Source organism: Streptomyces sp. NPDC059897 (genome assembly GCF_042730865.1).
Lineage (GTDB): Bacteria > Actinomycetota > Actinomycetes > Streptomycetales > Streptomycetaceae > Streptomyces.
The window spans coordinates 15,215-35,051 of record NZ_JBHWKQ010000048.1; the positions used below are offsets into that span (position 1 = coordinate 15,215).

Annotated in this window: 22 protein-coding genes; 7 read left to right on the forward strand and 15 right to left on the reverse strand. The window is 72.3% G+C overall.

Annotation, left to right across the window (positions count from 1 at the left end; all coding sequences use genetic code 11):
- Positions 1-24 precede the first annotated feature (24 nt).
- Entirely contained in the window at positions 25-927 is a 903-nt protein-coding gene (locus ACFV9W_RS33780) for a Gfo/Idh/MocA family protein (protein WP_385768886.1), read from the reverse strand.
- Entirely contained in the window at positions 924-2,207 is a 1,284-nt protein-coding gene (locus ACFV9W_RS33785; RefSeq protein WP_385768888.1) for an FAD-dependent monooxygenase, read from the reverse strand. Before ACFV9W_RS33785 ends, ACFV9W_RS33780 begins: the two co-directional genes overlap by 4 nt.
- 97 nt (positions 2,208-2,304) lie before the next feature.
- On the opposite strand from ACFV9W_RS33785, the gene ACFV9W_RS33790 reads away from it, so the two are divergent.
- Both ACFV9W_RS33790 and ACFV9W_RS33795 read left to right on the forward strand, forming a co-directional pair.
- A complete protein-coding gene (locus ACFV9W_RS33790) occupies positions 2,305-2,922 on the forward strand; it encodes a TetR/AcrR family transcriptional regulator (protein WP_385768890.1) in 618 nt (205 codons plus the stop codon).
- Between the two features lie 293 nt (positions 2,923-3,215).
- The gene (locus ACFV9W_RS33795) at positions 3,216-3,707 is read left to right on the forward strand and encodes a hypothetical protein (RefSeq protein ID WP_385768892.1); all 492 of its coding nucleotides are present in this window, start codon (positions 3,216-3,218) and stop codon (positions 3,705-3,707) included.
- A 34-nt stretch (positions 3,708-3,741) separates the two neighbouring features.
- On the opposite strand, the gene ACFV9W_RS33800 is transcribed toward ACFV9W_RS33795, so the two are convergent.
- From ACFV9W_RS33800 to ACFV9W_RS33830, 7 genes are all read right to left on the reverse strand, one after another.
- On the reverse strand, positions 3,742-4,293 hold the full coding sequence (locus ACFV9W_RS33800; RefSeq protein WP_385768894.1) for a hypothetical protein: 552 nt from the start codon (positions 4,291-4,293) through the stop codon (positions 3,742-3,744).
- 117 nt (positions 4,294-4,410) lie between these two features.
- Complete coding sequence (gene ung, locus ACFV9W_RS33805) at positions 4,411-5,094, reverse strand: uracil-DNA glycosylase (protein ID WP_385768896.1); 684 nt, start codon at positions 5,092-5,094, stop codon at positions 4,411-4,413.
- A gap of 103 nt (positions 5,095-5,197) precedes the next feature.
- Positions 5,198-6,727: an ABC transporter substrate-binding protein gene (locus ACFV9W_RS33810; RefSeq protein ID WP_385768898.1), complete on the reverse strand. Its 1,530-nt coding sequence runs from the start codon at positions 6,725-6,727 to the stop codon at positions 5,198-5,200.
- A 211-nt stretch (positions 6,728-6,938) separates the two neighbouring features.
- Complete coding sequence (locus ACFV9W_RS33815; RefSeq protein WP_385768900.1) at positions 6,939-7,706, reverse strand: SDR family oxidoreductase; 768 nt, start codon at positions 7,704-7,706, stop codon at positions 6,939-6,941.
- Between the two features lie 17 nt (positions 7,707-7,723).
- The gene (gene fabG, locus ACFV9W_RS33820) at positions 7,724-8,485 is read right to left on the reverse strand and encodes a 3-oxoacyl-ACP reductase FabG (protein ID WP_385768902.1); all 762 of its coding nucleotides are present in this window, start codon (positions 8,483-8,485) and stop codon (positions 7,724-7,726) included.
- Between the two features lie 157 nt (positions 8,486-8,642).
- Positions 8,643-9,041, reverse strand: a complete 399-nt coding sequence (locus ACFV9W_RS33825; protein WP_385768904.1) for a DUF3037 domain-containing protein — start codon at positions 9,039-9,041, stop codon at positions 8,643-8,645.
- The gene (locus ACFV9W_RS33830) at positions 9,038-9,847 is read right to left on the reverse strand and encodes a HipA family kinase (protein WP_385768906.1); all 810 of its coding nucleotides are present in this window, start codon (positions 9,845-9,847) and stop codon (positions 9,038-9,040) included. The genes ACFV9W_RS33825 and ACFV9W_RS33830 overlap by 4 nt, the downstream gene beginning before the upstream one ends.
- A 126-nt stretch (positions 9,848-9,973) precedes the next feature.
- Here ACFV9W_RS33830 and ACFV9W_RS33835 point away from each other — a divergent pair, with 126 nt between their 5' ends.
- Positions 9,974-10,432, forward strand: a complete 459-nt coding sequence (locus tag ACFV9W_RS33835; RefSeq protein ID WP_385768908.1) for a Rieske (2Fe-2S) protein — start codon at positions 9,974-9,976, stop codon at positions 10,430-10,432.
- A gap of 6 nt (positions 10,433-10,438) precedes the next feature.
- Here ACFV9W_RS33835 and ACFV9W_RS33840 read toward each other — a convergent pair whose 3' ends face one another.
- Positions 10,439-11,080 carry a cysteine hydrolase gene (locus ACFV9W_RS33840; protein ID WP_385768910.1) on the reverse strand — a complete coding sequence of 214 codons (642 nt, stop codon included), beginning with the start codon at positions 11,078-11,080 and terminating at the stop codon, positions 10,439-10,441.
- Positions 11,081-11,303: 223 nt separating this feature from the next.
- On the opposite strand from ACFV9W_RS33840, the gene ACFV9W_RS33845 reads away from it, so the two are divergent.
- Positions 11,304-11,783: a pyridoxamine 5'-phosphate oxidase family protein gene (locus tag ACFV9W_RS33845; RefSeq protein WP_385768912.1), complete on the forward strand. Its 480-nt coding sequence runs from the start codon at positions 11,304-11,306 to the stop codon at positions 11,781-11,783.
- A gap of 2 nt (positions 11,784-11,785) precedes the next feature.
- Here ACFV9W_RS33845 and ACFV9W_RS33850 read toward each other — a convergent pair whose 3' ends face one another.
- A complete protein-coding gene (locus ACFV9W_RS33850; RefSeq protein ID WP_385768914.1) occupies positions 11,786-12,703 on the reverse strand; it encodes a LysR substrate-binding domain-containing protein in 918 nt (305 codons plus the stop codon).
- 75 nt (positions 12,704-12,778) lie between these two features.
- On the opposite strand from ACFV9W_RS33850, the gene ACFV9W_RS33855 reads away from it, so the two are divergent.
- Entirely contained in the window at positions 12,779-13,714 is a 936-nt protein-coding gene (locus ACFV9W_RS33855; RefSeq protein ID WP_385768915.1) for a DMT family transporter, read from the forward strand.
- A 228-nt stretch (positions 13,715-13,942) separates the two neighbouring features.
- Here the strand turns inward: ACFV9W_RS33855 and ACFV9W_RS33860 are convergent, their stop codons facing one another.
- Positions 13,943-15,274: an aminotransferase class I/II-fold pyridoxal phosphate-dependent enzyme gene (locus ACFV9W_RS33860; protein WP_385768917.1), complete on the reverse strand. Its 1,332-nt coding sequence runs from the start codon at positions 15,272-15,274 to the stop codon at positions 13,943-13,945.
- Between the two features lie 37 nt (positions 15,275-15,311).
- On the opposite strand from ACFV9W_RS33860, the gene ACFV9W_RS33865 reads away from it, so the two are divergent.
- The gene (locus ACFV9W_RS33865) at positions 15,312-15,989 is read left to right on the forward strand and encodes a pyridoxamine 5'-phosphate oxidase family protein (RefSeq protein ID WP_385768919.1); all 678 of its coding nucleotides are present in this window, start codon (positions 15,312-15,314) and stop codon (positions 15,987-15,989) included.
- Positions 15,989-16,639: an FMN-binding negative transcriptional regulator gene (locus ACFV9W_RS33870; protein WP_385768921.1), complete on the forward strand. Its 651-nt coding sequence runs from the start codon at positions 15,989-15,991 to the stop codon at positions 16,637-16,639. Before ACFV9W_RS33865 ends, ACFV9W_RS33870 begins: the two co-directional genes overlap by 1 nt.
- A 24-nt stretch (positions 16,640-16,663) precedes the next feature.
- Here ACFV9W_RS33870 and ACFV9W_RS33875 read toward each other — a convergent pair whose 3' ends face one another.
- The 3 genes from ACFV9W_RS33875 to ACFV9W_RS33885 all read right to left on the reverse strand — a co-directional run bounded on the left by ACFV9W_RS33875 (position 16,664) and on the right by ACFV9W_RS33885 (position 19,588).
- Positions 16,664-17,569 carry a DMT family transporter gene (locus ACFV9W_RS33875; RefSeq protein WP_385768956.1) on the reverse strand — a complete coding sequence of 302 codons (906 nt, stop codon included), beginning with the start codon at positions 17,567-17,569 and terminating at the stop codon, positions 16,664-16,666.
- A 368-nt stretch (positions 17,570-17,937) separates the two neighbouring features.
- Complete coding sequence (locus tag ACFV9W_RS33880) at positions 17,938-18,939, reverse strand: DMT family transporter (RefSeq protein ID WP_385768958.1); 1,002 nt, start codon at positions 18,937-18,939, stop codon at positions 17,938-17,940.
- 139 nt (positions 18,940-19,078) lie between these two features.
- Positions 19,079-19,588, reverse strand: a complete 510-nt coding sequence (locus tag ACFV9W_RS33885; RefSeq protein ID WP_385768923.1) for a Clp protease N-terminal domain-containing protein — start codon at positions 19,586-19,588, stop codon at positions 19,079-19,081.
- Positions 19,589-19,837 lie beyond the last annotated feature (249 nt).

Genomic DNA, 19,837 nt, shown 5'->3' on the forward strand with positions numbered 1-19,837 from the left:
GACGATCCGTCGAAGCCCGCCGGGTCAGACCGTCCGGCCCACCTCGCGCACGACCTGCTCGCACAGCTCATGCGTGGCGAGCGCGTCCCGCGCGCTCAGCACCTTGCCGCCCCGCACCGCGTCGAGGAACGCGAGCACCGCCTGCTCGATGCCCCGCTGGCGGGCGACGGGCACCCAGTCGCCGCGACGGCGGACCGTGGGCTGCCCCTTGTGGTCGACCACATCGGAGAGGTTCAGCACCTGCCGCTTGGAGTCCTGCCCGGACACCTCGAGGATCTCCTCGGTGGAGCCGCTCAGCCGGTTCATCACGCCGAGCGCGGTGAAGCCGTCGCCCGCGAGCTGGAGGACGACGTGTTCGAGCAGGCCGTCCGTGACGCGGGCGCGCACGGTCACGTCGTCGACCGGGCCGGGCGCGAGGAAGCGCAGCGTGTCGACGACGTGGATGAAGTCGTCGAGGACCATCGCGCGCGGCTCCTCGGGGAGCCCGACGCGGTTCTTCTGCATCAGGATCAGCTCGCGGGGGTGCTCGACGCACTGCGCGTACCCGGGCGCGTAGCGGCGGTTGAAGCCGACGGCGAGGCTCACGCCGCGCTCCTCGGCGAGCCGTACGAGCCGCTCGGACTCGGCGAGTTCGTAGGCGAGCGGCTTGTCGACGTACGTCGCGACGCCCGCTTCCAGGAGCCGCGTGACGATCTCCGGGTGCGCGGTGGTGGGCGCGTGCACGAAGGCCGCGTCGAGGCCCTGCGCGAGGAGCGAGTCGAAGTCGGTGTGACGCTGCGCCGCGGGCACCCGGAGCTGGTCCGCGACCTCGGTCAGGGTCGCGGGCGTACGCGTCTGCAGGTGCAGTTCGAGCGCGGGCTGCGCGCCGAGCACCGGCAGGTACGCCTTCTTGGCGATGTCGCCGAGTCCGATGACGCCGACTTTCACGTCTGTGTGCTCCTGTCCTGCTTCTGCGATGGCCGGGCCGTGCCCGCCCGCTGCTGGGTCCCGGCAGCATACGGGGCCTCGTAGGGCTCGCGCTGGGGCGGGCGCCAGTCGGCGATGCCGTCCATGCCGCGCAGCAGGAAGGCCGGGCCGAGCAAGCCGACAGCGCGGATGGCGGTGTTGCGCAGGGCCATCACGGGCCGGTTCGCGGTGAGGTTGACGCGGCTGACGGTCATCGCCTTGCGCGCGATCATCGTGGTGCGGGGCAGCCGTGCGGCGGTGTAGCCGGGCAGGTCGAGCGGGGTGTCGGGCGAGGCGTGGTGGGCGAGGACGACCGCGTCCTCGATGGCCTGGTTGCCGCCCTGGCCGAGGGTCGGCGCCATGGCGTGCGCGGCGTCGCCGAGCAGGGCGACGCGGCCGCGGTGGTAGGCGGGCAGCGGCTCGGCGATCTGATGGACGTCGTGCCGCAGCACCTTTCCGGGCTCGACCGCGTCGAGGATCGCGGGGATCGGGTCGTGCCAACTGCCGTACAGGCGCCGGAGTTCCGCCCTCTCGTCGCCGCGGGGCGCCCGCTCTCCGGCCGGGGCCATGGCCGCCGCGTACGCGTAGACCGTGCCGTCGGCGAAGGGGTGGGTGCCCCAGATCCGGCCCGGGCCCCAGGTCTCGGCCTGCGTGAAGGGGCGGCCGAGCGGCGGCACGAGCACGCGCCAGGTGGTGAAGCCGGTGTACTCGGTGCCGGGGTGTTCGGGGAAGAGCGCTCCGCGCACGGCGGAGCCGATGCCGTCGGCGCCGACGACGAGCTCCGCCTCCAGGTCGCCCTCGGCGGTGGTGACGCGTGCGGGCCGGGCCGGGTCGCCCGGGTCGCCGGGGTCGGCGAGCCGCGCCTCGGACGCGACGCGCACGGCGTCGGCGGGCAGCCGGCCAGCGAGCCTGTCGATCAGGGTCGCTCGGTGCAGCAGCACGATGGAGCCGCCGAACCGCTCGGCCGCGAGCCCCGGGTCGACCCGCGAGACCCAGCGGCCCTTCGGCGTGAGCAGCCCGCCGTCGCCCTTCCACGCTTCCAGGGCCCGGATCTCGGCGCCGAGCCCCACGACGTCGAGGGCGCGCTGGGAGTTGGGCGCGAGGGAGATCCCCGCCCCGACGGGCCTGAGCCCGCTCGCCCGCTCCAGTACGGTGACCTGCCATCCGCGCAGGTGGAGCGCGAGCGCGGCGGTGAGCCCGCCGATTCCCCCTCCGATGACGACGGCACGGGGCCGGGACCGTGGCTTGACCTGTCGGGACATGACGCCTCCCAATGAAGCACCGAAACGATCACTACACCTGTAGTGAACTCGTACCGCGACCGTACTACAGCTGTAGTGATCGCGGTAGATTACTCCCATGAACCGCCCTGAGAACCGCCCCGAGAACCGCGCCGAGAACCGTCCCGATGCGATCGCCGACGCCGCTCTGACGCTGCTCGCGGAGCGTGGCATGCGTGGGCTGACCCACCGCGCGGTCGACGAGGCCGCGGGACTGCCCCAGGGCTCGACCTCGAACCACGCCCGGACCCGGCTGGCCCTCCTGGAGGCGGCGGTGCGGCGGCTCGCGGTGCGCGAGGGACAGGTGCTCTCGGTCGACGAACTGCCGGACTCCGCGGGCGGCCTCGACTCCCTGGTCGACGGCATGGCACTCGCCCTGCACCGCTACCTCGACCGCCACCCTCAACTACTCGTCTGCCGCTACGAGTTGGCCCTGGAGGCGACCCGCAGGCCCGAGCTGCGCAGCTTCTTCGACGAGACGGGCCGCCAGTTCCGCGAACCACTCACCGCACTGCTTCGGGCGGCGGGTTCCACGACCCCCGAGCGACACACCCTGTCCCTGGTCGCATGGACGGAGGGCATCATGTTCTCGTGCGTGGCTGGCTCCTTCCGCGCAACCACCCCCACCCTCCCGGAACTCCGCACCGGCTACAGGGAACTACTCACCGGATTCCTCACCACACGCGCAACCCCCTGAGCCGACTTCGGCGGCGATTGAGCAGTCCTTTCGACATCCAGCCCCTGCGGCGATTGAGCAGGCCTTTCGACGGCGAATGACCCGTACATCCAGCCCCTGCGGCGATTGAGCAGGCCTTTCGACGGCGAGGGACCCGCAAATCCAGCCCCTGCGGCGATTGAGCAGCGGGGTCCGGGGCAGAGCCCCGCGACGTCAACCACCACACCCGCCCCCTGCGGAGCACCCGTCACCCATGCGGACCAACCTCCCCCGATCACCCCCACCGCACCCCCGCCGTCCCCCACAGTGACCCCGTGCCCAGAACCCCCAGAACGTCCAGCTCAACCACGATCCTGCTGACGGCGGCGGCCGCCGCCGTCACCGCGGCCACCGCCTCCGGCTGCGTCAGCGTCCGCCCGCCGGCCGCCCCGAAGGCGCCCACCCCCACGGTCTCCGCCCCGGCGCCCCGCCCCGAGGGTCACGCCGACCGCCCGGTCGTCGAGGCGCCGGCGCGCGAAGCCCTGGAGCGGACGAAGCCGACCGCCCCGCACCGCACTCCGGCACGCCACGCCGAGCAGCCGCGGCGGACCGCCGACCCCGCTCCCCCGCACTCGGCCCCGAAGGTCGCCCCGGCCCCGCGCCGGACCACCGTCCCCGAACCCCGTACCACCCCCAAGAACCGCCGGGCCGAGAAGCTCCCGAAGGCCCCCGCCCAGACCGACGTCTGCGCCCTCGGCCGTCGCTACGGCGGCTGGGACCGGGACAGCCCCCAGTCGGCCATCTGCCGTGACACATACGGACGTTGACCGAACGTACCGGTCCGCCGCGGCGCCCCTTCGCCTACGACCCGGCCCGCGGCGGCCCGAGCGGCTCCCCGCCGGGCCCGCGCCCCGCTCTCGGCTCCGCCGGTCCCGCCCCCATCGTGGCCACCCGCTCCTCGAGCCGGGTGAGGGCCGCGCGCACCCCGTCCCCGTACCCGTCGTCCCCCAGGGCGCCCGCCGCCGCGCGGGCCCGCGTCAGATGGCTGCGGGCCGGCTCGGGGCGGTCCAGCTTCACGTAGTCCGCCGCCAGGTTGAGGTGCAGGGACGGATAGAAGGCCTGCAGCGCCAGGGACGACTCGTGCTCGGCGAGCCGCTCCTGGGTGAGGGAGTCGGCGGCGGACAGCGCGCGCAGGTCCCAGGCCAGCTCGTCCGACGGGTCGTCCTGCGTGTCGGCCATGTAGTGCGCGAGCGTGCAGCGGTGCAGCGGGTCGCCGTCCTCCCCGATCTCCGCCCACAGGCCGAGGAAGCGCCCCTGCGCCTCCTCGCGGTCACCGCCGTGGTGCAGCATGACCGCCTGCCCGATGCGGCTCATCATGGCGTCGTCCGCCGCCTGTTCACGCTGCTGTGCCACTGTCTCCTCCAAGCCCGGCCGCCCGGTGCGCCCGACCACGATGTCCGATCCGACGACGCTAACCGGCGGCACTGACAATCCAGCTCAAGCGCGGCTTCCCGCGAGCCGGGCCCCGGCTCAGCCCAGGTCCGGGACGGTCCAGTCGATCGGCGTGTGCCCCTGGGCGGCGATCGCCTCGTTGATCTGCGTGAAGGGCTGCGAGCCGAAGAACTTCCGCGCCGACAGCGGCGAGGGGTGCGCGCCCTTCACGACCGCGTGCCGCTCGGTGTCGATGAGCGGCAGCTTCTTCTGCGCGTAGTTCCCCCACAGCACGAAGACCGCCGGGTCGGGGCGCTGGACGACGGCGCGGATCACCGCGTCCGTGAACTTCTCCCAGCCCTTGCCCTTGTGCGAGTTGGCCTCGCCGGCCCGCACCGTCAGCACGGCGTTGAGCAGCAGCACGCCCTGCTCGGCCCACGGCATCAAGTAGCCGTTGTCCGGGATCGGGGTGCCGAGCTCGGCCTGCATCTCCTTGTAGATGTTGCGCAGCGAGGGCGGCGTCTTCACGCCGGGCCGCACGGAGAAGCACAGGCCGTGGCCCTGCCCCTCGCCGTGGTACGGGTCCTGGCCGAGGACGAGCACCTTCACCTTGTCGTAGGGCGTCGCGTCCAGGGCGGCGAAGACCTGCTCGCGCGGCGGGTAGACGGGCCCCTTGGCGCGCTCCTCCTCGACGAACTCGGTGAGCTCCTTGAAGTAGGGCTTCTGCAGTTCGTCGCCGAGGACGCCGCGCCAGGACTCGGGCAGCATCGCGGTGTCGGTCACGTCAACAACCTCCGGGGTACGGGCAAGTGCTTCAACACCCAGAAACCTACCGGCGCCCACTGACAATCGACGCCCGCACCCGGGAGGGATCAAGAAGGCCGGTTCACCAGCTCGTCTTGCGGTGCAGCTCCCACATCATCATGATCGTCGACGGGTCGAGGGCCCGCTCGCCGCCCGAGATCTCCTCGCTCGCCGCGATGAACTGCTTGCCCTGCCACAGCGGCAGCAGCCGGGCGTCCCGCACCATGATGTGCTGGGCCTGCTCGAACTGCCGCGCCACGACGCCGCGGTCGCTCTGCTTGCGGGACAGCGGCAGCAGCTTGTCGGTGATCTCGGGCGACACGTACGGCGTGCTCAGGGCGTTCTTCTCGCCCACGAAGGGCGCGATGAAGTTGTCCGCGTCGGGGAAGTCGGGGAACCAGCCGCGTCCGAACGCCGGGTACTCACCCTTCTTGTATCCCTGCTCGAACGACTTCCAGGGACGGCTCTTGAGCGTCACCTTGAACAGCTTCGACGCCTCCAACTGCCGCTTGATCTCGGCGAACTCGGGCGCGGTGGCGGAGCCGTACCGGTCGGAGGCGTACCAGAGCGTGAGCGGCACGGGCGCGTTGATGCCCGCCTTGGAGAGGATCCGGGCCGCCTTCGCGGGGCTCGGGTCGCCGAACTCGTCGAAGTAGTCGGTGGTGTGGCCCGCGAGGCCCCTGGGGACCATCGAGTACAGCGGCTCGACGGTGTTGGCGTACACCTTGTCCGCGATGGCGCCGCGGTCGACGAGCTGGGCGACCGCCCGGCGCACCGCGCTCTTGCCCGCCCACGGGTCCTTGGGGTTGAAGACCACGTAGCTGATCTCCATGCCCGCGCCCTCGACGAGCTGCAGGCCGTTGGCGCCCTGCTTGTCCTGGAGCTTCACGATGTCGTCGGCCGCGAGACCGCGGAACGTCGCGTCGATCTTCTTCGCCTTCAGGGCGCCGACCATCGCGGCGGACGTCTTGAAGTAGCGGATCGTCACCGCGGTGTTCTTGCGGTCCGCGAAGCCCTGGTAGTTGTCGTTGCGCACGAGTTCGGCCTTGCTGCCGTCGGCGTACGACTTGAGCACGTACGGCCCCGAACCGGTCACCTTGCCGTCCGTACGCGCGGACTTCGCCGGGTACGAGGAGGGGTCGACGATCGACATGGCGGGCGTGGAGAGCACGAACGGGAAGGTGGCGTCCGGCTTGGTGAGGCGGAACGTTACGCCGCGCTCACCCCGCGTCTCCACGCGGTCGAGGCTGCCCAGCAGTCCCGCGGGCCCGCCGCCCCCGCCGATCCTGCGGACCCGGTCGATGGAGTACTTCACGGCCTTCGCGTCGAGCGCGTCCCCGTTGGAGAACTTCATGTCCTCCCGCAGTTCGCAGTGGTAGACGCGGTTGGCGGAGTCCTCGAACCGGCACTCGGCCGCGTCCGCCTGCGGTTCGGCGGCGCCCGAGGGCAACGACACCAGGGTCTGGTACACGTTGCGGAACAGCTCCCAGGAGCCGTCCCAGGACATCGCGGGGTCCAGCGTGCTCGGCACACTGGTGGTGCCGACGGCGATGGCCCGCTCGTCGGAGCCCTCGCCCGAATTCATCAGCCCGCACCCCGTGAGCAGGGTCATCGACGCCAAAGCCGCCCACGCGCGAGGGGCAGGGAACCGGTTGAACACGCGCTCGCTCCTCGATCAGCCATGCCAGGTCGGCAGACAATATCGCAGCGCCCCGCCGGTTCAACTGGTTGAAACAGCGGGGCACTTCACGAGCGAGAACGTTTGTCGGACGTTGTCGGGCAACGTCCGGAATCTGCCCTCGGGGCCGACAGGGCCCGGGGGCCTATTCGACGCCGGCGTTGAGGAACTTGCCGCCGTCCACGACGAGGTTCTGACCGGTGATCCAGGCGGACTGCCCGGACGTGAGGAACGCGGCGGCGCCCCCGATGTCCTCCGGCACACCGAGCCGGCCCATCGGGTACGTGGCCGCGACCTCGGCCTCGCGCCCCTCGTACAGCGCCTCGGCGAACTTGGTCTTCACGACCGCCGGGGCGATCGAGTTGACCCGCACCTGCGGCGCGAACTCGTGCGCGAGCTGGAGCGTCAGGTTGACCATGGCGGCCTTGCTGACCCCGTACGCGCCGATGAACGGCGAGGCGGAGACGCCCGCCACGGACGCGATGTTGACGATCGCGCCGCCGTTCTCCCTCTGCCACGCCTTCCACGTCTGCTGCGCGAAGCCGAGCGCGGAGACGACGTTGGTCTCGAAGACCTTGCGTGCCACGTTCAGGTCGAGGTCGGCGATCGGGCCGAACACCGGGTTCGTACCGGCGTTGTTGACGAGGAAGTCGACGCGGCCGAACGCCTCCATGGTGCGCTCGACGGCGGCGGCCTGGTGCGCCTCGTCGTGCGCCTTGCCCGCCACGTAGATCACGCGGTCGGAGCCGAGCTGCTCGACGGCCTCCTTGAGGGCGTCCTCGCCGCGGCCGGTGATGCAGACGCGGTCGCCGCGCGCGACGAGGGCCTCGGCGACGCCGTAGCCGATGCCGCGGCTCGCGCCCGTGACGAGCGCGACGTTGCCGGAGAGCTCCGGGAGTTCAGTAGTGGTCATGTCCGTTGCCTCCGGCCTCAGTTGAGCGGGCCGCCGGCCACGTACATGACCTGGCCCGAGACGAATCCGGCCGCCTCACCGGTGAAGAAGGCGATGGCGTTGGCGATGTCCTCCGGGCGGCCCACGCGCTGCACCGGGATCTGGGTGGCGGCCGCGGCCTGGAAGTCCTCGAAGCCCATGCCGACGCGCTCGGCGGTGGCCTTGGTCATCTCGGTGACGATGAAGCCCGGGGCGACGGAGTTGGCGGTGACGCCGAACTTGCCGAGCTCCTTCGCGAGGGTCTTCGTGAAGCCCTGGAGACCGGCCTTGGCGGCCGAGTAGTTGACCTGGCCGCGGTTGCCGAGCGCCGAGGACGAGGACAGGTTCACGACGCGGCCGAACTTGGCGTCCACCATGTGCTTCTGGACGTACTTCGTCATCAGGAAGGCGCCGCGCAGGTGCACGTTCATGACCGTGTCCCAGTCGGTGGCGCTCATCTTGAACAGCAGGTTGTCGCGGAGCACACCCGCGTTGTTCACGAGGATCGTGGGGGCGCCGAGCTCCTCGGCGATGCGCGCGATCGCGGCCTCGACCTGCGCCTCGTCGGAGACGTCGCAGCCGACGGCAAGGGCCTTGCCACCGGCGGCGGTGATCGCCTCGACGGTGTCCTTGCAGGCGGCCTCGTCGAGGTCGATCACGGCGACGGCGCGACCCTCTTCGGCCAGACGGATCGCGGTGGCGGCGCCGATGCCGCGCGCGGCTCCCGTGACGATCGCTACGCGCTGCTCAGTGGTGGACATGCTCTTCGGTCTCCTCGCCCTAGAGGTGCGGCCGCGCCACCCAGTGCGGGTGAGCAACCGCTTAGTACCCTGTGCGTGCGACGCTAGAAGCCCTGGCACCCGGTGTCAACGTGCCGATCAGGTGCCGCTGCTCACTCGTCGGCCCTGACCTGGACGTTCAACGCACCAGCAGCCCGAGCAGGCGCTCCGCCTCGGCGGCCGGATCGGCGGTCAGGCCCGTGTGCACGGGACCGGGCTGCACGACGGTCGAGCGCGGCGCGACGAGCCAGCGGTAGCGCCGCCCGGCGTCGTCCTCGGCGGCCTGCCCCGCGTCGTCTCCCCCGCGGCAGTGCCGCTCGACCGCGCCGAGGACGGCGCGCACACCCGTCACGTCGGCCTCGGGGTCGAGCGCGAGCAGCCGCTTCTCGTCGAGGTGGGTGAGGGCCGTGACGAAGGACTTCGCGCGGCAGTAGACGACGACCCCGGCGTTGATCTGCTCCCCGCGCTCGACGCTCGGCACGACGCGCAGCAGGGCGTACTCGAAGACATGGCGTTCGGGCGCGCTCCGCGTGTTCATCGGGTCGCTCCTTCGGTCACCCAGCCGGGGGTTCCGGCGGGCCGGGCGCCGCCGTCGGGCAGCGTGACGCGTTCGTGGATGGTGGCGGCACGCGCGCGTAGCGTCTCTACGTACGCGCGTCGCACCGCGTCCGGTGTGTCGAACCCGGGTTCGTCCGCCAGCCACACGTCGGGCACGTCGGCGGCGGCCCCGGCGATCAGCTCCTCGGTGACGCGCGGCGCGAGCTCGGCGGCGGCCGCCTCGATGTCGGGCCCGAAGCGGGCGAGGGCGTGGTCGCTCGCGTCGTACGGCTTGTCCGCCCAGGCGTGCGCGCCGCGCCAGTTGTGGTGCCAGATCATGCTGGCGCCGTGGTCGATGAGCCACAGCTCGCCGCCCTGGACCAGCATGTTGGGGTTGCGCCAGGACCGGTCGACGTTGTTGATCAGCGCGTCGAACCAGACGATCCGGCCCGCCTCCACCGGATCGACGACGTATGCGAGGGGGTCGAAGCCGAGCGCCCGCGGCAGGAAGCGCATGCCGAGGTTGGTGCCGCCGCTCCCCTTGAGCAGCCCCTGCACCTCCTGATCGGGCTCGCCGAGGCCGATCACCGGGTCCAGGTCGAGGGTGACGAGCCCCGGCACGCGAAACCCGAGGGCGCGCGCCAACTGGCCGCAGATCACTTCGGCGACGAGCGTCTTGCGGCCCTGTCCCGCGCCGGTGAACTTCATGACGTACGGGACGAGGTCGTCGGCCTCGACGAGACCGGGAAGCGACCCGCCTTCCCTCAATGGGGTGACATAGCGGGTCGCGGTGACTTCGGTGAGCATGCGCCCAGGTTATGAGATCAGGATGGCTTTGAACGTCCAGGGATCACCGTACGTACCTCAGGGAAACCCCCACGGGATCCAGCACGTCCCCTCGACCCGACCGACCCATGAAGGGACCTTCACCCCATGACCGCTTCGCAGGAGCCCGCACCCACGAGCCATGTTCCGTCGCGCCGCACCGTCGTCACGGCGGTCGGTGCCGCCGGGATCGCCGCGGCGCTGAGCGCGTGCGGCAGCTCGGACGACGGCACGTCGCAGCCCGCGGGCAACGCGTCCTCGGGCGGCGGCGAGAAGAAAGGCCAGGCGATCGCCAAGACCTCGGACATCCCGGAGGGCGGCGGAAAGATCTTCGCGGACGCGGGGGTGGTGGTGACGCAGCCCAAGTCGGGCGAGTTCAAGGCGTTCACCAATGTCTGCACGCACCAGGGATGCAAGGTGAACAAGGTGGCCGACGGCTCCATCGACTGCCCGTGCCACGGCAGCAAGTTCTCCATCAAGGACGGCAGCGTCACGAGTCCGCCGGCCACGCAGGCCCTGGAGGAGCGGCAGCTCAAGGTCAGCGGCGACTCGATCGAGCTGGCGTAGCGCGGCCTACGCGCGCTTCCACGCGTCGAGCACGTCCGGCGTCGTCGTCACGGTGGCGACCAGGGCGAGCGTGTTGTCGATCATCGCGGGGGTGTAGTCGGCGGGCACCCCCGCGACGGCGTCCCGGGGCACGACCACGGTGTAGCCGAGGTTCACCGCGTCGAACACGGCGTTCGGGATCGCGATGTTGGCGGAGACCCCCGTGACGACGAGCGTCCGGCAGCCGAGATTGCGCAGCAGCGGATCCACGTCGGTGCCGGCGATCGGCGAGAGCCCGTGCAGCCGGCGGACGACGAGGTCCTCGTCCGCGACCTCGACGGGCGGGGCGACGCGCACGGCGTCGGTCCCGGAGAGCTGCTTCACGGGAAGGCGCTCGGTGGCGCGGAAGAGGCGGGCGTTGCGGCTGGCCCCGCGGCCGTCCGGGCGCCGCTCCGCGACGGCGTGCAGGACCTGGACCCCGCTCTCGTGGGCGGCGGCTACGAGTCGCGCCACGTTGTCGAGTGCGCCCGAACTCCGTGCCTCTTCGGCGAGTTCGGGCAGCGCGCTGTCGGGGCCGACGACGCCCTGCTGGCACTCGACGGTCAACAGCACCGTGCTCGCCGGGGCGAGCAGCTCGGCCAGTTTCCCGCGCTTGTCCTGCGACGGCATGAGCGCCCCCTGACTGCTGGCTGGTTCTCCGGGCTGGTTCTCCGGGCTGGTTCTCCGGGCTGGTTCTCCGGGCTGGTTCTCCGGGCTGGTTCTCCGGGCTGGTTCTCCGGGCTGCTGGAGGGTAGCCACCATTGCGTGTACAGGGAAGAGGCCGCATGCTGCGTTCCTGATACCACGTCAGACGCGCCGGGGTGCACCTCGGATGCCGGACAAGGGAGCCTTGATGACCACCGCCACCCAGCGCCGCGGCCGGAAGATCATGATGTCGCCCGAGGAGCGCGACGCGTTCCTCGCCGAGCAGCGCACCTGCCGCGTCGCGACGGTGGGCGCGGACGGCACACCGCACGTCAGCCCGCTCTGGTTCGCCTGGGACGGCACGTCGCTGTGGCTCTACTCGCTGAACCGCAGCCGCCGCTGGGCCGATCTGCGGGCCGACGGCCGGGTGGCGGTGGTAATCGACGCGGGCGAGGAGTACGGGGAGCTGCGCGGCGTCGAGCTGTCCGGGCGCATCGAGTTCGTCGGCGAGGCGCCGCGCACCGGCGAGCCGTGCCCCGAACTCGACGCCCCCGAGCGGCTGTTCGCGCACAAGAACTTCGGGATGACCGAGATGGTCTACGACGGTCGGCACGCCTGGGTGCGGCTCACCCCGGACAAGATCGCGTCGTGGGACTTCCGGAAGCTGGCCGATCCGGGCCGCCGCTGACGTCACCCCTCGGCGAGCCGCCCGAGATCCGCTCCCACCTTCTGGAGCGCCCGCACCGCGGCGCGGATCGAGGGCCGCCGGTCCGCGTCCGCGCGCCACACGACGTACACATGGCGCCGCACCTTCTGCCGCACCGGCACCGTCACCACACCCTCGGGCATCGGATCGCGGCCGAGCAGCGGCGCGACGCAGACGCCCAACCCGGCCGCGACCAGGCCCAGTTGGGTGTGCGTCTCGGCGGCGCGATGGCCGACCTGCGGCTCGACACCCTTGGCCCGCAGCGTGAACATCAGCCACTCGTGGCAGAACTCGCCCTGCCCCCAGGTGATCCACTCGTCGTCCGCGAAGTCCTCCAGACCGACCTCCGCACGCCCGGCCAGCGGATGGCCGACCGGCATGGCGATGTCCGCCGGGTCGTCGAGGATGCTCGCCTTGACCAGGCCCTCCGGCATGGGCATCGGCTTGTTGTACCAGTCGAGGACGACGGCGAGATCGAGGTCCCCGCGGATCACCTCGGTCACCGCGGCCTCCGGCTCCAGCTCCCGGGACCGCACGCGCAGCTGCGGGTGCTCGGCGCGCAGCGCGGCGAGCGCGCCGGGGAAGAGGCCGCGGGCGGCCGTCGGGAACGCGGACAGCCGCAGCTCCCCCACGACCTGCCCGCGCTGCGCCTCCAGGTCGGACTGCGCCAGCTCGACCTGCGAGAGGATGCGCGCCGCGTGCTCCGCGAGCAGCCGCCCCGCGTCCGTGAGCCGGACACCGCGCCCGCGCTTGGCGAGCAACTGCTGCCCCGCCTCGCGCTCCAGCTTGGCCATCTGCTGCGAGACGGCCGACGTGGTGACGTGCAGCCCCTCGGCCGCGCCGCTCACCGATCCGTGCCGGGCCAGGGCGTCCAGGACCCGCAGGCGCTCCAGGTTCAACATGTAAGCGATACTAATGGGTACCGGGAAAACAATCTCGCTTGTGCTACGAAGATCCGGGGAGCCAATCTGGACCCCATGAGCACCACGACCGCTTCCCGAGCCGCCACGGCTCCACCCACCGCCGCCACCCCGCGCCGCGCCCTCGACTGGCGCGTCCGCTTCGGCATCCTGGCCCTCATCTGGGGCTTCAGCTTCCTGCTCATCAAGGTGGGCACGGAGGGCTTTGCCCCGTTCCAGGTCACGCTGGGGCGTCTGCTGTTCGGCGCGGCGGTCGTGGTCGTGGCCATGATCGTGAAGCGGCAGCGGCTGCCCCGCGGGGCCCGCACCTGGGGACACCTGGCGGTCGCGGCGTTCTTCCTGAACGCGCTGCCGTTCTCGCTCTTCGCGTTCGCCGAGGAGACGATCCCCTCGACGCTCGCCGGGATCTGCAATGCGACGTCGCCGCTGTGGGGCATGGCGCTCTCGCTGGTCGCGCTCTCCGAGGACCGGCCCACCCGGCGCCGCGTCGCGGGCCTCGGCATCGGCTTCCTCGGCGTCCTGACCGTCCTCGGCGTCTGGCAGGGCTTCCACGGCCTGGACGTGGCGGGCACGGCGATGGCGCTGCTGGCCTCGCTCTCCTACCCCATCGGCTGGATCTACGTCCGCCGCACGCTGGCGAACACGGGCGAGTCGAACGTGTCGATGATCGGGGCCCAACTGCTGCTCGCCACGGCCCAACTCGCGCTCGTCACCCCGCTGTTCACCTCCTGGCCGACGCACTTCGCGGCGGTCCCGCTGCTCGCGATCGCGGCGCTGGGCGCGCTCGGCACGGGCGTCGCGTTCCTCATCCAGTACGGGCTCGTGGCCGAGGTCGGACCGACGACCGCGCAGATGGTCACGTACTTCGTCCCGGTCATCGCGACGGCGGCGGGCGTCGCGGTCCTCGGCGAATCCCTCTCCTGGTCGACCCCGATCGGCGCGGCGATCGTCCTGGCGGGCGCGGCCCTGACACAGTCCCGCCGGAGGCCTTGACCACGAAGGACCGACCACCGGCCTCGCTTGGGCGATCCGCCACTTTGGGCAATCCGCCACCTCGGCCAATCCCCCACCCCGCTTTGAGCAATCCGCCACCTCGACCCGTCCCCCTCGCCTTGGGCAATCTGCCGCCTTGGGCGGCAGGGCGGGCAAGGCGGCACCCCGGTGCCGCGCACCGGAACCTCAGGGCCCCACCCCGACACGGCACCGGGACCACGCCCCACCTCACGCGTAATGCCTCCGCGGCCCCGACCCCACCGCCGCCACCACCGCGTCCGCCACCCCACCGATCTCCTCCACGCCCAACCGGGACACCGTGATCCGCACCCCCGGCCCCGCCTCCATCCGGAACCTCGCCCCCGGCGCGACCGCCCACCCGGCATGCAGCAGCCGCGCCACCGCCCCGGTCTCGTCCGGCACCGGCACCCACACGTTCATCCCGCTGCGCCCATGCGCCACCACCCCCCGCTCGGCCAGCGCGGCGATCAACGCGTCACGCCGCTCCCCGTACGACGCCGCCACGGCCGCCGCGTCCACCGCCCCCGCCTCCCACAGCCCGGCCACGGCCCGCTGCGCGATGCGGCTGACCCAGCCAGGCCCGAGCCGCTGGCGCCCCTGCACCCGGTCGACCGTCCCCGCGTCCCCCGTGAGCACGGCGAGCCGCAGGTCGGGCCCGTAGGCCTTGGCGACGGAACGTACGAACGCCCACTGCCGCGTCGCCCCCGCGAGCGGATGCAGCGGCAGATCGACGATCCCGTGGCCGTGATCGTCCTCGATGAGCAGCACCTCCGGGTGCGCGCCCAGGATCGCGCGCAACGCTTCCGCCCGGCCCGAACCCACCGCGGCCCCGGTCGGATTCTGCGCCCGGTCCGCCACCACGATCGCCCGGGCCCCCGCGTCCAGCGCCCGCTCCACGTCACCCGGCAGCGGCCCCTCGTCGTCCACCCCCACCGGCACCGTCCGCAGCCCGAGCGCCGGCACGAGGTCGAGCATGCTGCCCCAGCCGGGATCCTCCACGGCGACCGCGTCCCCCTGCTTGAGGTGCACGGCGAGCACACGCTCGATGGCGTCGAGCGAACCGGACGTGACGGCGACGGGCCCGTCCGGCACCCCGTCCGCGTCGAGATCGGCCCGCGCGCGGCGCACCAGACGGGGCTCCAGCGCGTCATCCCCGTACAGCATCGGCTCCTTGTCGGCGACGCCCGCGGCGGCCGCGAACGCCTCGACCAGCGAGGGCAGCAGCGCCGTGTCGGGGTTGCCGTCCGACACGTTCCGCACCCCCTCCGGCACGTCCACGCGGATGGCCTCGCGCGCGGTGATGGCCGGCTTGGGACGCACCCGGCTGCCGCGCCGCCCGGCCGTCTCGATGACCCCGCGCTCACGCAGCGACCGGTAGGCGGCCGCGACCGTATTCGGATTCACCCCGAGCTGCTCCGCCAACTCCCGCATGGGAGGCAGCAGTTGCCCCGGCTCCAGGCCCCCGGCGATCACCCCGCGCTCGACGCTGGCGCAGATATCCGCTGCGCGACTGCCACTGATCCGATACTCTCCTAGCACAAACAGCATTATGTACTAGTGCAATGGAGTTGGCAACATGAGCGTCACCCAGGAACAGTCGACGGCCTCCTACGCGCCCACGGACCGCACGGTCCCGACCCGCGCCAAGGAGCGCGCGGCGTACGACCACACCCTGGTGCACTCGATACTCGACGAGACCTACCTCTGCCACCTCGGCTTCGTCCGCGGCGACGCCCCCGTGGTGCTGCCCACGCTGTACGCGCGCGTCGGCGAGCGGCTCTACGTGCACGGCTCCACGGGTTCGCGCCCGCTGCGCATGGCGGGTCAGCAGGACCCGGGCCTGCCGGTCTGTGTGACGGTGACCCATGTGGACGGCCTGGTCCTCGCCCGCTCCGCCTTCCACCACTCCATCAACTACCGCTCCGTGGTGGTGCACGGCACGGCGCACCAGGTGACGGACGCCGAGGAGAAGCGGCTCGCCCTGGACGCGATCGTCGACCACGTGGTGGCGGGCCGCTCCGCCGACTCGCGTGCCGCGAACGCCAAGGAGCTCGCCGCCACGGCCGTCCTGCGCATCGACCTCGCCGAGGTCTCGGCGAAGGTCCGCGCGGGCGGCCCGAACGACGAGCCCGAGGACATGGACCTGCCGCACTGGGCGGGCGTGGTCCCGGTACAGCGCGGCTACGGCGAGCTGCTCCCCTCGGACGACCTCGCCGCCGGCATCGACGTTCCGCCGTACCTCAAGGGGCTGTGATGCTGATCCACCCCTGGGACGCGGCGCGCGACACGGCCGAGTGGCAACAGTGGCTCGCCACCCACGACTTCGGCCAGCTCGCCGTCAACGGCCTCGCCGGCGAACCCCCTTTCGTACAGCCCATGCACTTCGCGTACGACCCGCAAGGCCCGGGCGATTTCGGCGAGGTGGTCGCCCACCTCGCCCGCCCCAACCCCCTGTGGTCGGCGCTCGACGCCAACCCGGAGGTGCTGCTGAGCGTCGTCGACGACTACGCGTTCGTGCCCGGCCCCTGGCAGGCGCCGCCCGACGTCCCGCCGGAGCACGGCACGCCGACCAGCTTCTACGCCGCCGTCCAACTGCGCTGCACCGCGCGCGTGGTGGACGACCCGGAGGAGAAGGCGGCGCTCCTGAACCGCCAGGTGGGCCACTTCCAGCCGCCCGGCCTCTCGGTGCCCGTGGCCGCGGGCGAAGCCCCGTACGGACGGATGCTGCCGGGCATCCGGGGCCTGCTGCTCCAGGTGACCGACGTACGCGCCAAGTTCAAGTACGCGGGGCACAAGCCCGAGGAGGTCCAGGACCGGATCGCGGCGGGCCTGGCCGAGCGCGGCGACCCGCGTGACGCCGCCGCCCTCGCCACGCAGCGACGGCGGCGCCACCAGCCCGCGTAGCGGGCCGGGAAGCCGCTCAGCGGCTCAGGCGGTCGACCGGGTCTCCGCCACGGCGAGGCCCGTCACCGCCGCCAGCATCAGGGCGGTGCCCACGACCGTCGCCGCCGTGAGGCTCTCGCCGAGCAGCGTCACCGCGATGACGGCGGCACCGACCGGTTCGAGCAGCATGACCACGGAGACGGTGGCGGACCGCACGGCCGCCGCGCCCGCGAAGTACAGGGCGTACGCGAGCGCGGTCGGCACGGAGGCGATGTACGCCAACAGGCCGAGCACGGCCAGCTGGTGGCCGGTGTGCGGCACCAGGCCCTCGGCCGCGCCGAGCGGCAGCAGCGCGAGCGAGGCGACCGCGAACGTGCCCACGGTCGTGCCGAGGCCGTCGCCTCCCCCGCCGTGCCGCCCGAACCACCGGGTGAGCAGCGTCATCACGGCGTACCCGGCCGCCGACAGCAGCGCCCACAGCACCCCGAGCGGGCGCACCGTCGCGTCGCCGCCGCCGAGGACGAGGACCGCGAGCCCGCCGAGCGCCCCGGCCACGGACAGCAGTCCACCCGCGCCGAGCCGCTCCCCGAGCAGCAGGCGCGCGCCGACCGCGATGAGCACGGGCCCGGCGCCGAGCGTGATCACGGTGCCGACGGCGAGCCCGGTGGCCTGCACGGCGGCGAAGTAGGCGGTCTGGAAGACGGCGAGCGACAGCCCGAGCACGCCGATCCGGACGGCCTTGCGCCCCCTGGTCTCGTACGACACCGGGGCAGGCGTACGCCGCAGCAAGCGCGCGACGACCAGCAGCGACAGCCCGCCGGCGCAGCGCCAGAACGACAGGCCGCCGGCCCCCAGGTCGCTGCCCCGGAACACCAGCGAGGCGGCGGCCCCGGCGGTGCCCCAGGCGACCCCGGCGACGACCAGATACACCAGGCCGCGGGCGACCGGCAGTTGACGTGCGGAACCAGAAGATCCGGAAACGGATGATCCAGAAGCAGAGTCGGCAGGCGCGGCTGCGCCCGCCTTTACGGCATGCGACACGTGACACTCCACGGAGAGCGGCCCTCCGCGGACGCGCGGGGGCCAGGAACAAGGACCGTCGTGAGCGGACGGCCTGTCCCTCCGGGAAGCGCCGCCCGCGACAAGGGCCTCGCACGATCCCGGGGATCACTCGGGCAGCACGTTTTCGACCGGCACCCTCAGGTGGCGGTCCCACAGTGGCGAGATCCCCGGCGGACCGGGCCCGGCCACGACGGCCGGGCAGCCCTCAGACGGCCGGAGGCGGGAGGACGAGTGCGCGTGCGTGCATGCCCGGCACCCTAGACAGCCCCGCCGGAGCGCGACAACACATTTTCCGGAGCGGCGTCGGACGGCTCCGGCGGCGCGGCCACCGGCTTCGACGACTGCGCGATGAGCGCCCCGACCAGGACCATCGCCCCGCCGAACAACTGCGGCCCCGACAGGTGCTCCCCGAGCATCACCCAGGCGAGGACGGTCGCGACGACCGCCTCCAGGCAGGCCACGACCCCGGCCACCTGGGGCGACAGGAGACGTACCGATACGACACCGGTGAGGTACGCGACGACCGTGGCGAGCAGCACGATCCAGCCCAGCAGCAGCCACGCGGGCACGGATGTTCCGTCCATGGAGGCGCTGCCCGCGAGCACCGACCAGTCCATGCCCCAGGGGCGGGCGATGACCGTGAGCAGCGCGGCGCCGATGAGCAGCCCGTACGCGATCACCCCGAAGGGGTCGGGCACCTCGGCCCCGGTCCCGTCCGCGTCGCCGCCGTGGTCGGACAGCACGAAGTAGCCGACCTGGCAGCAGGCCGCGCCGAGCGCGAGCAGCAGGCCGAGTGCGTCGAAGCCGAGCCCCGACCACACCTCGACGACACAGGCGAGGCCGGCCACGGCGATCACGACGCCGAGCGCGGCGGCGCGCGTGACCGGTTTGCGCTGTACGAAGCGGACCCAGCCGAGTACGAGCGCGGGCGCCAAGTACTCGATGAGCAGGGCGACGCCGACGGGGATGCGGGAGATCGCGGCGAAGTAGCAGGCCTGGACGCCCGCGACCGCGAGCAGTCCGAATCCGGCGAGCAGCGCGGGCCTGCGCAGCACGAGTGCGCGGTGCCGCCAGGCGAGCGGCAGCATGACCAGGGCGGCGCCAGCGACGCGCAGCCACACCACGTGGAGCGGGTCGAGGCCCGCCTCGATCAGCGGTTTGGCCGCCACCCCGGAACCGCCGAACGCGAGCGCGGAGAGAAGGGCGAGGCCCAGTCCCATGCCGCGCCCGCGGGTTGCCTGCTTCCCCGAAGACCCCATTGACTCGTGCACGCGCACATCATGGCAGGGCGCGTCAGGACCGTCATCCCCATTGACCCCTGTCTCACGAGGTGGACGCCGGCCCCCTCGGACGTCTCGCGCGGGAGGCCGGTCGAGACCCCGCACACCTCACGAGGGGTCAGTTGAGCCGCTGCCGCAGCAGCTCCACATCGACGCCGGCCCGGCCGAGCACCTCGACCGCCCGGCACTCCGTATCCGCCGCGAGCGCGGCGAGCACGTCGACACCGCGCGCCCGCTCGTCCCCGCGCGACGCGGCCCGCTCCACGCCCGCCTCCATCGCGGCGGCCGCGACGGGCGACCAGCCGGGGGCGGAGCGTACGAGGGGCACGGCCCCGGAGTCCTCCACCGAGCCCTGCCAGCGCAGCCCGTAGCCGATGCTGCGCTGCACGAGGTAGCCGAGCAGCCGCGCCACCTGCGCGCCTTCCGGGAACGCGGAGCGCACGTCGGGGTCCGTCTCGAGGAGGGAGTGCAGCAGGTGCGCGGTGTCGACCTGCCGGTCCCCGTCCCGCACCGCGCGCCGCCGGGCGCCCGCGACGACCGCCGCGAGCTCGTCGCTGAGCTGGGCGTCTACGGGTTCGTCACTGGTGGGGCCGAGCGCGTCGGCATCGGACGGGGTTGAGCTATGCACACTCCCCACCCCATCAGCGGGGACCCTTTGGAACATCCACGGTGAGGAGCATTCTCATGTCCGACACAAGTTGGGCACTGATCAAGAACATCTCCTCCTTACGGATGAGATCGAGCCGCCGACCCCCGAGGGGACCGGAATCCGCCACCCCAGAACTGACGGGTCATCAGTATTGAATGTTCGAGGCCACACGGCTACTTTCCGCGACGACGCGACACCGAAGCCCGTCATGGCTCTCGACTCAAAGGG

Bases quoted from the DNA above. Each gene is read 5' to 3' on its own strand.
- ACFV9W_RS33825 (WP_385768904.1), bottom strand. From the start codon at position 9,041: ATGAACACGCGGAGCGCGCCCGAACGCCATGTCTTCGAGTACGCCCTG.
- ACFV9W_RS33810 (WP_385768898.1), bottom strand. From the start codon at position 6,727: ATGACCCTGCTCACGGGGTGCGGGCTGATGAATTCGGGCGAGGGCTCC.
- ACFV9W_RS33830 (WP_385768906.1), bottom strand. From the start codon at position 9,847: ATGCTCACCGAAGTCACCGCGACCCGCTATGTCACCCCATTGAGGGAA.
- ACFV9W_RS33845 (WP_385768912.1), top strand. From the start codon at position 11,304: ATGACCACCGCCACCCAGCGCCGCGGCCGGAAGATCATGATGTCGCCC.
- fabG (WP_385768902.1), bottom strand. From the start codon at position 8,485: ATGTCCACCACTGAGCAGCGCGTAGCGATCGTCACGGGAGCCGCGCGC.
- ACFV9W_RS33815 (WP_385768900.1), bottom strand. From the start codon at position 7,706: ATGACCACTACTGAACTCCCGGAGCTCTCCGGCAACGTCGCGCTCGTC.
- ACFV9W_RS33870 (WP_385768921.1), top strand. From the start codon at position 15,989: ATGCTGATCCACCCCTGGGACGCGGCGCGCGACACGGCCGAGTGGCAA.
- ACFV9W_RS33880 (WP_385768958.1), bottom strand. From the start codon at position 18,939: ATGGGGTCTTCGGGGAAGCAGGCAACCCGCGGGCGCGGCATGGGACTG.
- ACFV9W_RS33790 (WP_385768890.1), top strand. From the start codon at position 2,305: ATGAACCGCCCTGAGAACCGCCCCGAGAACCGCGCCGAGAACCGTCCC.
- ACFV9W_RS33855 (WP_385768915.1), top strand. From the start codon at position 12,779: ATGAGCACCACGACCGCTTCCCGAGCCGCCACGGCTCCACCCACCGCC.
- ACFV9W_RS33785 (WP_385768888.1), bottom strand. From the start codon at position 2,207: ATGTCCCGACAGGTCAAGCCACGGTCCCGGCCCCGTGCCGTCGTCATC.
- ACFV9W_RS33840 (WP_385768910.1), bottom strand. From the start codon at position 11,080: ATGCCGTCGCAGGACAAGCGCGGGAAACTGGCCGAGCTGCTCGCCCCG.
- ACFV9W_RS33850 (WP_385768914.1), bottom strand. From the start codon at position 12,703: ATGTTGAACCTGGAGCGCCTGCGGGTCCTGGACGCCCTGGCCCGGCAC.
- ACFV9W_RS33835 (WP_385768908.1), top strand. From the start codon at position 9,974: ATGACCGCTTCGCAGGAGCCCGCACCCACGAGCCATGTTCCGTCGCGC.
- ACFV9W_RS33865 (WP_385768919.1), top strand. From the start codon at position 15,312: ATGAGCGTCACCCAGGAACAGTCGACGGCCTCCTACGCGCCCACGGAC.